Annotated in this window: 12 protein-coding genes; 9 read left to right on the top strand and 3 right to left on the bottom strand. The window is 70.1% G+C overall.

Annotated elements, in window-relative coordinates; all coding sequences use genetic code 11:
* Positions 1–36 precede the first annotated feature (36 nt).
* Positions 37–732, top strand: coding sequence for a ribonuclease H family protein (locus tag M4V62_RS02795; RefSeq protein WP_249585589.1), 696 nt, complete (start codon positions 37–39; stop codon positions 730–732).
* Between the two features lie 70 nt (positions 733–802).
* Here the strand turns inward: M4V62_RS02795 and M4V62_RS02790 are convergent, their stop codons facing one another.
* The gene (locus M4V62_RS02790) at positions 803–2,455 is read right to left on the bottom strand and encodes a penicillin-binding transpeptidase domain-containing protein (protein ID WP_249585588.1); all 1,653 of its coding nucleotides are present in this window, start codon (positions 2,453–2,455) and stop codon (positions 803–805) included.
* Positions 2,456–2,579: 124 nt separating this feature from the next.
* Positions 2,580–3,524 (bottom strand): class A beta-lactamase, encoded by a 945-nt coding sequence (bla, locus tag M4V62_RS02785; RefSeq protein ID WP_249585587.1) that lies wholly within the window; start codon positions 3,522–3,524, stop codon positions 2,580–2,582.
* 142 nt (positions 3,525–3,666) lie between these two features.
* Between bla and M4V62_RS02780 the strand changes: the two genes are divergently transcribed.
* The 3 genes from M4V62_RS02780 (at position 3,667) to M4V62_RS02770 (ending at position 6,543) form a co-directional block, all read left to right on the top strand.
* Entirely contained in the window at positions 3,667–4,593 is a 927-nt protein-coding gene (locus M4V62_RS02780) for a LysR family transcriptional regulator (protein WP_249585586.1), read from the top strand.
* Between the two features lie 98 nt (positions 4,594–4,691).
* Entirely contained in the window at positions 4,692–5,594 is a 903-nt protein-coding gene (locus tag M4V62_RS02775) for a serine hydrolase (RefSeq protein WP_249592671.1), read from the top strand.
* Between the two features lie 163 nt (positions 5,595–5,757).
* Entirely contained in the window at positions 5,758–6,543 is a 786-nt protein-coding gene (locus tag M4V62_RS02770; RefSeq protein WP_249585585.1) for an SAM-dependent methyltransferase, read from the top strand.
* A 77-nt stretch (positions 6,544–6,620) separates the two neighbouring features.
* Here the strand turns inward: M4V62_RS02770 and M4V62_RS02765 are convergent, their stop codons facing one another.
* Positions 6,621–6,968: a hypothetical protein gene (locus M4V62_RS02765; RefSeq protein WP_249585584.1), complete on the bottom strand. Its 348-nt coding sequence runs from the start codon at positions 6,966–6,968 to the stop codon at positions 6,621–6,623.
* A gap of 216 nt (positions 6,969–7,184) precedes the next feature.
* Between M4V62_RS02765 and M4V62_RS02760 the strand changes: the two genes are divergently transcribed.
* From M4V62_RS02760 to M4V62_RS02740, 5 genes are all read left to right on the top strand, one after another.
* Complete coding sequence (locus tag M4V62_RS02760) at positions 7,185–8,195, top strand: LacI family DNA-binding transcriptional regulator (protein ID WP_249585583.1); 1,011 nt, start codon at positions 7,185–7,187, stop codon at positions 8,193–8,195.
* A 233-nt stretch (positions 8,196–8,428) separates the two neighbouring features.
* Entirely contained in the window at positions 8,429–9,907 is a 1,479-nt protein-coding gene (locus M4V62_RS02755; protein ID WP_249585582.1) for an extracellular solute-binding protein, read from the top strand.
* Positions 9,907–10,863, top strand: coding sequence for a carbohydrate ABC transporter permease (locus M4V62_RS02750; protein WP_249585581.1), 957 nt, complete (start codon positions 9,907–9,909; stop codon positions 10,861–10,863). The genes M4V62_RS02755 and M4V62_RS02750 overlap by 1 nt, the downstream gene beginning before the upstream one ends.
* 18 nt (positions 10,864–10,881) lie before the next feature.
* The gene (locus M4V62_RS02745; protein WP_249585580.1) at positions 10,882–11,757 is read left to right on the top strand and encodes a carbohydrate ABC transporter permease; all 876 of its coding nucleotides are present in this window, start codon (positions 10,882–10,884) and stop codon (positions 11,755–11,757) included.
* Between the two features lie 80 nt (positions 11,758–11,837).
* Positions 11,838–13,445, top strand: coding sequence for a glycoside hydrolase family 13 protein (locus tag M4V62_RS02740; RefSeq protein WP_249585579.1), 1,608 nt, complete (start codon positions 11,838–11,840; stop codon positions 13,443–13,445).
* Positions 13,446–13,449 lie beyond the last annotated feature (4 nt).

Here is a 13,449-nt window from a genome sequence, read left to right as displayed (position 1 = left end):
GCCTGCGCGCCGCCCGCGGGCTGGCATCATCGAGGGATGTCTGACTTGATCATCGCCGCCTGTGACGGAGCCGCGAAGAAGAACCCCGGACCCGCGGCCTGGGCCTGGGTGGTCGCCGATGCCGATGAGCGCCCGCAGCGCTGGGAGGCCGGTCCGCTGGGCCACGCCACGAACAACGTGGCCGAACTGACCGCGCTGGCCGAGCTGTTGGAGTCCACGGACCCCGCGGTGCCGCTGGAGGTCCGGATGGACAGCCAGTACGCGATGAACGCGGTCAACAAGTGGATCGCGTCCTGGAAGCGCAACGGATGGCTCACCGCGGCGAAGAAGCCGGTCGCCAACAAGGAGCTCGTCGTACGCATCGACGCGCTGCTGCAGGGCCGCACGGTGACCTTCCGGCACGTCGCCGCCCACCAGGTGGACGGCGATCACCTCAACGCGATCGCCGACGTCGCGGCCAGCGACGCCGCCACCTCGCAGGAGCCCGCAGGCACCGTCCACGGGGCGCTCACGATCCCGGAGCCGCGCCCCGAGCGCATGAGCGCCTCACCCGCCGCCCGGCCGCGCAAGAGCTCCACCGCGCGTGCGGGCAAGGGGGGTTCAGGCAGTTCGGGCGCTGTCATCAAGGCCAAGTTCCCCGGCCGCTGCCACTGCCAGAAGCCCTACGCCGCCGGTGAGAAGATCGCGAAGAACGCGCACGGCTGGGGCCACGTGGAGTGCCGCGACTCCTGAGGTCCATGCGCTGACGTCCACGGGCGCTCATGTGCCACGGGCGCTGACCGCGAGCAGGGCGGGCCCGCCGTCAGGAGGGATCGTCGGGCACGGCGCCCAGGAGGCTGCGGACCACGGGCCCCGCGGATGCGCCGCCGGTGACGCCCTTCTCGACGACGCAGGCCACGGCGACGTTGCCGCGGTGTGCGACGAACCAGCCGTTGTTGGGGGCGTCGTCGGATACCTCGGCGGTGCCGGTCTTGGCCCCCACGTCGCCGGGCAGGTCGGCAAGGACGGATGCCGTGCCGTCGGTGACCGTCGCGCGCATCAACTCGCGCAGCTGCTTGACGACTTCGCGCGGCAGCGGGGTGGTCGTGGTCGTGTCCTTGCCGCTGGTGAGGGTGGGCTGGTGGAACGTGCCGGACACCGCGGTCGCGGTGACGGACGCCATGATCAACGGGTTGGCCTGCACCCTGCCCTGCCCGATCATCGACGCGGCCTTCTCGGTCTGGTCGCGGGGGACCGGGACCGACCCGTCGTACGAGGGAATGCCGACCCGCCACTTCTGCCCGACCCCGAAGTACTTGCCGGCGACATCGCCCAGCTCCTGGTCACCGACCTTGTCGCGCAGGCTGATGAACGCGGTGTTGCACGAGGCGGTGAAGTCCTTGCGGAAGGTGGCGCCCCGGTACTCGGAGGTCTCGACGTTCTGGAACCGCTTCCCGACGGTGAGGTACTGGGGGCAGTCCACGACATCGCCGGGCGCGACCGCGCCCTTGAGCAGCAGTGCGCTGGTGGTGACGATCTTCCAGGTGGAGCCGGGCGCGTAGGTGCCCGAGACGGCGCGATTGAACCCGGAGGTGGGGGAGTTGGCCACGGCCAGGATCTCGCCGTCGTCTATCCGCAGGGCGACGAGCGCGGCGTCCTTGCCGTCGGCCTCGGCGGTGAGCGCCTTCTCCGCGGCGGACTGCCAGGTGGCGTCCAGGGTGGTCGCCACGGGCCGGTCGGCGGGGCGGTCGGACTTCTTGCCGAAGGAGGCCTCCGTGCCCTTGACGTCACCGGTGGCCCGGTCGACGCGCTGGACCGCGCCGCGCGGACCGGCACCGCTGCCCCCGGCGATCTGCGGGAGGAGCGGGCCGAGGGACGGGTGCGTCTCGGCCGACAGGTCGCTGCCCTCGCGGTCCGTGATCGTGGGCCCGGCCGAGTCCTCCCGCTCCAGGCGGAACTTCTCCGTGCTGCTCAGCTTCGGATGGACGAGGGACAGCGCCCAGTCGACCTTCCACGCGCCGTCGTCCTGCTTGCGCAGGGGCAGGGCCGAGTCATAGGTCCAGGTGCCCAGCTCGGTCACGGGCATCTTGGCGGTGAAGGCCACGGTCACGGCACCGTCGTCGCCGACCGTGGTCGCCCCCGGGGTCAGCGTCGGCTTGCTGATGTCGAGCCCGGCGGTGAAGCTCTGCAGGACACGCTCCGCCTGCTCGGGGCTCGAGGTCAGCGCCGCGGCCCGGTCCATGCGGCCCGCCTCCCAGTCGGCCAGGAAGGCACGCGCCTGCCTCGTCGCCTCCGGGTCCGGTATCTGAGGGCCGGGGTCGAAGGGGCCCAGCTCCGCGGCGTAGCCGATGCCTGCGGCGAGCGCGAGCGTCAGCCCCGCCGCGACCACCACGCGGGGGCCCTTCCTCGCGGGTCTGCGGCCGGGTCTGCGGCCGGGTCTGTGGCCGGGTCCGGTGAGTGGTGCGACATCCGTCATCAAGGGCTCCTTGGAGTGGCTTCGCGCTGCGGGGCCCGCCGCGCGCACGATTCGGTGCTCGGCCGCCGGGGCGCGCGCCCCGGCGGCGTACCGCCTGCTACGACAGCGAACGGCGTACCGCCCGCTACGACAGCGAGTCGACGACCACGGAGGCCGCCTCCGCGATCAGCTTGTCGTCGGGCTCGGCGTCCTTCTTGGAGCGGTTCGACAGGATCGACACGACGATGGGGGCACTGTCGGGCGGCCACACCACGGCGATGTCGTTGCGGGCGCCGTAGTAGGAGCCGGTTCCCGTCTTGTCGCCGACCACCCAGCTCTTGGGCACACCGGCCTTGATGGTGTGGTCCCCGGTGGTGTTGGTCCGCAGCCACTTGGTGAGCTGTGCGCGCTCGCCCTTGCGCAGGGCGTCCCCGAGCACGAACGCGCGCAGGTCCTTGGCCAGCGCCCGCGGCGTGCTCGTGTCCCGCTTCTCGCCAGGGACCCACGTGCTCAGATCGGGCTCGCGGCGATCCATCCGTGTCACGTCGTCGCCCAGCTCCTCGAGTACGGCGTCCAGGCCCTTGGGCCCGCCGAGCGTGTCGAAGAGCAGGTTGGCCGCGGTGTTGTCGCTGTAGCGGACGGCGGCGTCACACAGTTCGCCCACGGTCATTCCGGTCTCGACGTGCTTCTCGGTCACGGGGGAGTTGGCGACCAGGTCGTCCTTGGAGTACGTGATCTTCCGGTCGAGGCCGCTCAGGGAGTACTTGCGCAGGACGGCTCCGGCTTCCAGGGCCTTGAACGTGGAGTTGTAGGCGAAGCGCTCACCGGCGTTGTAGGCCACCTCGCGCCCGGTACCGGTGTCGACGGCGTAGACGCCGAGACGCGCGTCGAACTTGCGCTCAAGTGCCTTGAAATCACGGGCGAACGGCTTCGCCGCCGTTGCGGACCTCGCGGTTCCCGCGGGCTTCGTGGCCGCCTTGGAGGACGACGACGAGGCCGTGGAGTCACCGTCCGCGCAGGCCACGAGCGGGACGAGGCAGATCGTGGCGAACGCACCGAGAACGGCGCTACGGACACGGGTGTACTGCATGGGCCAAACCTCCGGGGCGCCCCAGGGGCAGGGCGCATAGGGGACGGGGCGGCACGGCTCCGTCCCGGTACGTGGTCGTGAGTGCCAGAGCCACCCTCGCGCTCGGGTGCGTATGCGGTCCAATACGCTCATGCGCGGTTCCATGCTGATCTGGCATAGGGTTTTGGGCGTGGATCTGGTGGGAGCGTGTCGCGCGTTCGTGAGCGTGAGCGAGTACGGAAGCTTCACCGACGGAGCCGCCGCGGCGCGGATGTCCCAGTCGGTGGCCAGCCGTCGCGTCGCCGCGCTCGAGGAACGGTTCGGTGAGCCGCTGTTCGAGCGCACGTCGAGGCGCGCCGTCCTCACCCCCTTCGGGCGGGACATGCTGCCGACGGCCCGGCAGCTTGTGCAGGCGGCCGACGTACTCCTTGACGAGGCGGAAGCCGTCAAGGCCAAGCCGTGGCGGCTCGCGGTGCCCGGCATCTGCTCCACGGTCGGCCTCGCCCGCCTCGTCGCCGAGGGGCGGGGCCACGGTGTCACGCTCGACCTGCGGGTCGCGGGGCCGACGCGGCGGCGGGAGCTCCTCCACGCGCAGCAGGTGCGCGCCGCCCTGCTCGCGGTGCCCGCGGACGAGGCGACGTGGTCCGTGCCGCTGGGGCTCGCCGGCGCCCGGGATCCCGGTGTGCGGCGCGTCTACCTCGAGACGCTGCGGGTCGGACGTGCCTCTTCCGGTCCTGCCCGCCGCGTCTGGATCCAGCCGGAGGACGACGTGCCGCACATCCGCGATCCGCTGACGCGCCTGCGCGACGCGGTGGGCCTGCGGCCCGCGCAACTGGTCGCCGCCGCCGATCTGACGAGCGCCGCGGCCGAAGTCCTCTGCTCGGGCGACCTGTTGCTGTGCTCCCGCGCACAGGCCGATGAACTCGCCCTGACCTGGCGGCCCATCGGCGAGATCACCTTCGGCCGGGGATTCGCCCTGGCCGCCGCGGCGGACGGCAATCCGCAGCACATCGAAGCGCGCCTCGGCGATGCCATGGCCCGCTGCCTGGGCGCGGATGCCCAGGCAGGGATCAGGGGAGGGACGGCGTGATGATCGGCGGGGCGAACGGGGGACCGGGGAGCGGCATGGACGGTGGCATGGGGGCCGGTATGAGCAGTGGCACGGGCAGCGGCATGGTGGTGGGCGGCGTGCACACCGAGGCGCTGCTGCGTGACATACGCGTGCAGCTGCGCGACGGCGGCCTGCGCGGTTGCCTGCTCGTGCGGGACCTGCACACAGGAGACGAGCTGGGGATCGATGCGGACACCCACCTGCCCTCCGCCTCCCTGGTCAAGGTCCCGCTCGCGCTCGCGACGGTCGAGCGGATCCGGCGCGGCGAGCTCGATGGAGCGACGCTGCTCGAGGTGCAGCCAGGGCGGGTCACCACGCCGGGCCCCACCGGTCTGAGCCGATTCCGCCACCCCGCCCGGATCGCGATCGACGACCTGCTCTATCTGAGCACCTGTCTGAGCGACGGAACGGCCGCGGACGCGCTGTTCGAGCTCACCCCGCCCGCCCAGGTCACCGACATCCTCCACGAGCTCGGCATCCGCGGCATCGCCGTCCGGACGTGTGTGGGCGAGCTCTTCGACACCCCCGTGGAACGCTTCGACGCCGACCAGATCCATCTCGCCCACGCCCTGGCCATCGACGCCGGCACCAGCGGACGCGGACACCGGGTTCCGCAGCTGGACACCACCCGCGCCAACACCGGCAGCGCGCGCACCTACACCGACCTGCTGCAGGCGCTGTGGACGCCGTCGAAGATCCACCCGGACGTGGCCGAGCGGCTGCGCGACCTCATGGCCCACAACGTGCTGCGGCACCGGCTCACCCCGGACTTCAGCTCCGACGCGAGCACCTGGTCCTCCAAGACCGGCACCCTGCTCAACCTGCGCCACGAGATCGGTGTCGTCGAGCACTCCGACGGCCAGTCCTTCGCGATCGCCGTCCTGACCGAGTCCCTCGTGCCCGCCGGCGCGCAGCCCGGCGCCGACGCCCTCATGGCGCAGGCCGCCCGCACCCTGCGCGACCACCTTCGGCAGCTCTAGGATCTGCCTGCCCGATGCTCTCGGCGTGACCGCGACGAACTGCCTCACCAGCCAGAACAGTTGACGTCGGGGCCTGTAGGCTCGGAAGATCTTTGTCGGCTGGGACGGGACGTACGTCGCCCGCCGCGCACTGAACCCGGTCGGACACGTAGGGGAGCCACGGATGACTGATGACGACACCAACGTCCAGATCGACACCAGCAAGCCGCACCCCGCGCGTGTCTACGACTGGCTTCTGGGCGGCAAGGACAACTACCTCGTCGATCAGGAGATGGGCGAGAAGCTGCCGCCCGAGGCCCGCGCGAACGCGGCGCGGAACCGGGCGTTCATGAACCGCGCCGCAGCCTGGCTCGCTGACAACGGTGTCAGGCAGTTCCTCGACATCGGCACGGGCATCCCCACCGCGCCGAACCTCCACCAGATCGTCCAGGCGATCGCTCCCAGCTCCCGGGTCGTGTACGCCGACAACGACCCCATCGTGCTGCGGCACGCCGAAGCACTGCTGGTCAGCAGCCCGGAAGGCGCCACGGACTACGTCCAGGCGGACGTGCGCCGACCCGAGGCGATCCTCGACCACGCCCGTGAACTCCTGGACTTCGACCAGCCCATCGCGCTCTCCCTCATCGCCCTGATGCACTTCATCACCGACGAAGAGGACCCCTACGCCCTCACGCGCACCCTCGTGGACGCGCTGCCCTCCGGCAGCTATCTGGTGCTGTCGCACGGCACCACCGACGAGCACCCCGAGCTCGCGGACTCCGTCACCGACACCTACAAGAAGGGCCAGGTGCCGTTGAGGATGCGGCGCCGCGCGGAGGTCGAGCGCTTCTTCGAGGGGCTGGAACTGGTTGAGCCGGGCCTGGTGACGGCGACGCACTGGTACAAGGAATCTCCCGCACCGAAGGCCGAGTTGAGCGGCTTCTACGTCGCGGTGGCCAAGATCCCCTGAGGTGTGACACGGGTGACTGCCCAGACCGGGTGCCTGCCCAGGCCCTCGGCCTGGGCAGGCACCACTGCGTCGCCGGATCAGGAGAACAGGACCGACCGGAGCTTCAACCGCTCGCTCGCGCCGCCCGTGTAGGGGCGCAGCGTGAAGTCGTCGCCGGAGCAGTCGGCGTTCGTGAAGACGATCGCGTAGGAGTCGGTGCGGTTCTTGGGGGAGTGGGCCGGCGGCTGGCTGTACTCCTCGGCCGCCTCGGCAAGCGTGATGCACTCCCCGCTGGCCGGGTCGTGCAGCGTGGCCTGCTCTTCCTCGCCGCTGCTGTCGATGTACGTGTAGCTGAAGTCGCCCTCGGCCGCGTACGCGGAGCCGGGCACGGTCAGGATCAGCACAGCGGCACCGGCCGCGGCGGCCAGTGAGTGACGAAGACGCATGGATCATTTTCCTTTGCTGGGTACGGCACGTGAACGCATCCCGCATTCCCGTCCTGACCAGCAGAGATACCTGAACAGACGGAGTTGTGCCGCCGAAACGATCCGCCCTCACCCGTTCGGTCCCCGGCAGGCCGGTCCGCCGGTCACATGTGACGATCCCGAACGGATTCAGCAAGCACGCAAACAGAACGCAAGAATTGCACTATTCTTGCGTGCATGACGCGACGACTTGCTCAGGTGGCGCGGAAGGTCGGGGTCAGCGAGGCCACGGTCAGCCGCGTGCTCAACAACAAGCCGGGGGTCTCCGACGCGACCCGGCAGTCCGTGCTCTCGGCCCTGGACGTCCTGGGGTACGAGCGGCCCACCCAGCTGCGCGGCGAGCGGGCCCGGCTCGTGGGTCTGGTGCTGCCCGAGCTGCAGAACCCGATCTTCCCGGCGTTCGCGGAGGTGATCGGCGGAGCGCTCGCACAGCAGGGGCTGACCCCCGTGCTGTGCACCCAGACCAAGGGCGGTGTCTCCGAGGCGGACTACGTCGAGTTGCTGCTGCAACAGCAGGTGTCCGGCGTCGTCTTCGCCGGTGGCCTCTACGCGCAGGCGGACGCCCCGCACGACCACTACAAGCGGCTCGCGGCGCGCAAGATCCCGGTGGTCCTCGTGAACGCGGCCATCGAGCGCCTCGGTTTTCCGGCGGTCTCCTGCGACGACGCGGTCGCCGTCGAGCAGGCCTGGCGGCATCTCTCCTCGCTCGGCCACCGCCGCATCGGCCTGGTGCTCGGGCCCGCCGACCACATGCCCTCGCAGCGCAAGCTCGCCGCTGCCCGCGCGATCGCCGAGCAGGCCGGTGGCGTGCTGCCGGATGAGCATGTCGCGCGGGGGATGTTCTCGATCGAGGGCGGCCAGGCCGCCGCCGCGGCGCTGCTCGACGCCGGGGTCACCGGCATCGTCTGCGCGAGCGACCCCCTCGCGCTCGGAGCGGTGCGCGCCGCGCGCCGCCGGGGGCTCGGGGTCCCGCGCGACGTCTCGGTGGTCGGCTATGACGACTCGGCGTTCATGACGTGCACCGAACCGCCCCTGACCACGGTGCGTCAGCCGATCGAGGCCATGGGGCGCGCCGCGGTCGAGCTCCTCGCGCTGCAGATCGCCGGGAGCGCGGTGCCCACGGAGGAGCTGCTCTTCGAACCGGAGCTGGTGGTGCGCGGCTCGACGGGGCAGCCCCCGCAGGCGTAGGAACGGGGGCAGCCCCCGCAGGCGTAGGAGCAGAGGAGTCCGTTTCGTGGGGCCGCGCAGAGTCGTCACGAACCCACTGTCAATTTCTTTCAATCATCGCGCGAGATATTGCGCGGATCTGTCGACGGTGCTTGAGTAAGCGCCGCCACACAGTCCGCGCAGCTGTGGGCTTCCTGCTCCTGCCATGCCGTCCCTGCCCTTGGGCAGGCGGCGCTGTCCAAAGGGGTCCACCGATGAGCAGCTCCGGAATGCCGTATCTCCGACGTATCCGCCGCCGCACCACCAGCCGTGCGGCAGGCCGCACGACGATCCGCACCCACCGCGCCCGTACGGCCACCGTCGCCGTCGCCTCCGCGCTCGCCCTCACCGCCCTCGCGGCCTGCGGCACCAGCAGCAGCGACGACGGCGACTCCGGCGGGGACAAGGGTGCCGACGCGGCCAACGCCGCCGCCCCCCTCGACCCGAAGACCAAGGTCACGCTCACCATCGACTGCATGCCGCCCGCCGCCGAGAAGGGCGAGCTCAAGCAGTGGAAGGAGGACGTGAAGGCGTTCAACAAGAAGTACCCGAACGTCACGATCCAGGGGAAGCAGACCGACCCCTGCCTGGAGCCTCCCCGCTTCACGGCGATGCTGAAGGCCAAGTCCCAACCGGACGTCTTCTACACCTACTTCACCGATCTGCAGCAGGTCCTGGACAACGACGGCGCGCAGGACATCAGCGCCTACGTCAACGACAAGTCGGTCCCGGCGCTCAAGGACATGGACCCGAACGTCCTCGACGTCATGAAGAAGGATGGCAAGCTCTACGGCCTGCCCTACAGCAACTACACGATGGGCCTGCTCATCAACCGCAAGCTCTTCGAGAAGGCCGGCCTCGACCCCAACTCGCCCCCGGCCACCTGGGCCGAGGTCCGCACGGCAGCCAAGAAGATCGCCGCACTCGGCGACGGCGTCTCGGGCTTCGGCGAGTACAGCGCAGGCAACAACGGCGGCTGGCACTTCACCGCCACCACCTACGGCCTCGGCGGCGACATCGTGAGCGAGGACGGCACCAAGGCCGCCTTCAACAACGACACCGGCAAACAGATCGTCGACAACCTCAAGGCCATGCGCTGGGACGACAACAGCATGGGCAAGACCCAGCTCCTGAAGTGGGGCGACCTGCAGAAGCAGATGGCCGCCGACAAGCTGGGCATGTTCCTCGCCGCGCCCGACGACATCACGTACATGGTGCAGAACCTCGGCGCGAAGTACGACGACTTCGGGATGGGACCGATCCCCGGCCAGAAGGCCACCCTCTTCGGCGGCAACGACTACATGATCAAGAAGGGCTCCTCGCCCGACCAGATCAAGGCCGCGATCGCCTGGATCAACTTCAAGTTCCTCAAGCCGGGCAAGGGCCAGTTCGACTGGGCCCGCACCAAGGCGGACGGACTGCCCGTGGGCCTGCCGCAGCCGAACTTCTGGACCGGTGAGAGCAAGACCGCGGACGACAAGGCCCGCAAGGCCAGCGCGACCATGCCCGTCGAGAACTTCCAGGCCTTCACCGACAAGCCGGTCACGGGCAAGGCCGAGCCGCCCAAGGCCCAAGAGGTCTACAAGGTCCTTGACACGCTGATGTCGGCCGTCCTCACGAACAAGGACGCCGACGCGGACAAGCTCCTGAAGACCGCCGAACAACAGGTCAACCAGGTTCTGGCCAACCAGTGATGTCGGCTCCCACTCTCTCCAAGAACAAGGCCCGGCCGTCCCCGCAGACGGACGGCCGGGCCGCCCGCCCCGAACGCGGCGCGTTCGTCCAGGCGTTGAAGCGCAACCTCACCGCCCACGCCTTCCTCATCGGTGCCCTGCTCTGCTTCTCGCTCTTCTCCTGGTATCCGATGGTCAGGGAGTTCATCCTGGCCTTCCAGAAGACGGAGAACGGCGAGACCGTCTGGGCGGGCTGGTCCAACCTCACCTACATCTTCAACGACCCGGCCTTCTGGCAGGCGTGGCGCAACACCCTGCTGTTCACCGGCCTCGCACTGCTCCTCGGCTTCGCCGTGCCCTTCGTCATCGCCCTCGTCCTCAATGAATTCCGGCACGGCCGGGGCTACTTGAGACTGCTCGTCTACCTCCCGGTGATGCTGCCGCCGGTGGCCTCGGTGCTGCTCTTCAAGTACTTCTACGACCCCGGCTACGGCCTGTTCAACCGCATCCTGGAATCCATCGGCCTGCCGGGACAGGCATGGCTTCAGGACACCGACACCGCCATGGTCTCCGTGGTCATCGCCGCCACCTGGATGAACATGGGCGGCGCGACGCTGATCTACCTGGCCGCGCTGCAGTCCATCCCCGGCGAGCTGTACGAGGCGGCCGAGCTGGACGGCGCGGGCGTGCTGCGCAGGATCTGGCACGTCACCATCCCGCAGACCCGCCTCATCCTCTCGCTGATGCTGCTCATGCAGATCATCGCCACCATGCAGGTGTTCGTGGAGCCGTTCCTGCTCACCGGCGGCGCGGGCCCCGAGGGAGCGACCCTGACCGTCGTCCACCTCATCTACCAGTACGCGTTCACCTTCAACAACTACGGCAGCGCGGCGGCGCTCGGCCTCGTCCTGCTCGTACTGCTCGCCGGATTCTCGGCGGCGTACGCACGACTGAGCCGCGCGGGCAGCGAAGACTAGCCGGGGGAGAGCACGGACATGAGCACACGCACCCTGATCTCCCCGGCCCAACTGGCCCGGCCCCGCGGCAAGGTCCTGTACTGGACCGCCTTCACCGTGGTGACCATCGTCTTCACCTTGGTCTTCATCGGCCCGCTGTACTGGATGGTCACCAGCGGCCTCAAGTCCCCGCAGGAATTCGCCCAGACACCGCCCACCCTGGTCCCCGACGCCGTCCACCCGCAGAACTACGCGGACGCCTGGGGCGTGATGGACCTGGCCCAGCTCCTGTTCAACACCCTGTACTACGCGTTCGGCGCGCTCGCCTTCCAGCTGATCTTCGACGTGGCCGCCGCCTACTCGCTCTCCAAGCTGCGGCCCGTGTTCGGCAAGGCGATCCTCGGGATGATGCTGCTCACCCTGATGATCCCGGCCACAGTCCTGGTCGTACCGCAGTACCTGACCGTCCTCGACGTGCCGATCGTGGAGCGCAACCTCATCAACTCGCCCTGGGCGATCTGGCTTCCCTCGGTCACCAACGCCTTCAACATCTTCCTGCTCAAGCGGTTCTTCGACTCGATCCCGCGCGAGCTCCTCGACGCCGCCTCCATCGACGGCGCCTCCTCCCTGCGCACCCTGCGCTCCGTGGTCCTTCCCCTGTCCCGGCCGATCCTCGGCGTGGTGTCGATCTTCGCGGTCGTGGCGGTCTGGAAGGACTTCCTCTGGCCGATGCTCACCCTGCCCGACCCCGGCAAGCAGACCGTCAACGTCGGCATCTACTCCCTGGCCGCCAGCGTCTCCGAGAACTGGCTCCTGGCCGCCCTCGCCATCGCCTCACTGCCGACCCTGATCGTCTTCCTGATCTTCCAGCGCAACATCATGAGCGGCCTGACCGCCGGCAGCCTCAAGGGCTGACCCCCGGGCCCACCCCGCGCACCCCGCCACCGCCGCCGTGCCGCGGCGACGGGGTCCCACCTGCCCGAAAGGAACCTCACGTGGCAGTCACCTCCCCGACCGATGCCTCCTGGTGGCGCTCGGCCGCCATCTATCAGGTGTACGTACGCAGCTTCTCGGACGGTGACGGCGACGGCACCGGCGACCTCGCGGGCGTCCGGGCCAAGCTGCCCTATCTCGCCGAACTCGGCGTCGACGCCCTGTGGTTCAGCCCCTGGTACCTCTCACCCATGGTCGACGGCGGCTACGACGTCACCGACTACCGCGTCATCGACCCCGCGTTCGGCACCGTCGCCGAGGCCGAGAAGCTGATCGCCGAAGCCCGTGCGCTCGGCATCCGCACCATCGTCGACATCGTCCCCAACCACGTATCCGACCAGCACGCCTGGTTCAAGGCGGCCCTGGCCGCGGGCCCCGGCGCCCCCGAACGCGAGCTCTTCCACTTCCGCCCCGGCCGCGGCGCGCACGGCGAACTCCCGCCCAACGACTGGCCGTCCCAGTTCTCCGCGACGGCGTCGACCTGGACCCGCGTCGAGGACGGCGAGTGGTACCTCCACCTCTTCGCACCCGAGCAGCCCGACCTCAACTGGGCGCACCCGGCGGTCCGTCAGGAGCACGAGGACGTCCTGCGGTTCTGGTTCGAGCGGGGCGTGTCCGGCGTACGGATCGACTCCGCCGCCCTGCCCGCCAAGGACCCCGCCCTGCCCGACTTCACCGAGGGAGTCGACCCGCACCCCTTCATCGACCGCGACGAACTGCACGACATCTACCGCTCCTGGCGGGCCGTCGCCGACGAGTACGCGGGCGTCTTCGTCGGCGAGGTCTGGCTCCCGGACGCCGAGCGCTTCGCCCGCTATCTGCGCCCCGACGAAATGCACACCGCCTTCAACTTCTCCTTCCTGTCCTGCCCTTGGGATCCGGCGAAGCTGCGTACGTCCATCGAGGCCACCCTCGCCGAGCACGCCCCGGTCGGCGCCCCCGCCACCTGGGTCCTGTGCAACCACGACGTGACCCGCACGGTCACCCGCTACGGTCGCGACGACACCGGCTTCGACTTCACCACCAAGGCCTTCGGCACCCCCACCGACCTGGCGCTCGGCACCCGCCGCGCCCGCGCCGCCGCCCTGCTCACCCTCGCCCTGCCCGGCGCGGTCTACATCTACCAGGGCGACGAACTGGGCCTGCCCGAGGCCGACATCCCCCTGGACCGCATCCAGGACCCCATGCACTTCCGCTCCGGCGGCACCGATCCGGGGCGCGACGGCTGCCGGGTGCCCCTGCCCTGGACGGCCGCGGAACCGCACGCGGGCTTCGGGTCGATGACAGCGCCCTGGCTGCCGCAGCCGGAGGGCTGGCCCTCGTACGCCGCCGACCTCCAGGCCACAGACCCCGGGTCCATGCTCACGCTCTACCGCGCCGCCCTGCGCCTGCGCCGCATCGAACCGGGCTTCGGCGACGGCCCGTTGACCTGGCTGCCGGGCGCCGACGGCGTCCTGGCCTTCGTACGCGAGCCGGGCCTTGCCTGCGTCGTCAACCTCGCCCCCGAGCCCTGCGAACTCCCCGCCCACACGCGCCTCCTGCTGGCCAGCGGCCCCCTCGACGGGGCGGGCCGGCTCCCGCAGGACACGGCGGTCTGGCTGCGCGTCTGACTGT

The organism is Streptomyces durmitorensis, from assembly GCF_023498005.1.
Taxonomy (GTDB): domain Bacteria; phylum Actinomycetota; class Actinomycetes; order Streptomycetales; family Streptomycetaceae; genus Streptomyces; species Streptomyces durmitorensis.
The sequence above is the reverse complement of the archived record's forward strand: the minus strand, read 5'-3'. Positions and strand labels throughout refer to the sequence as shown.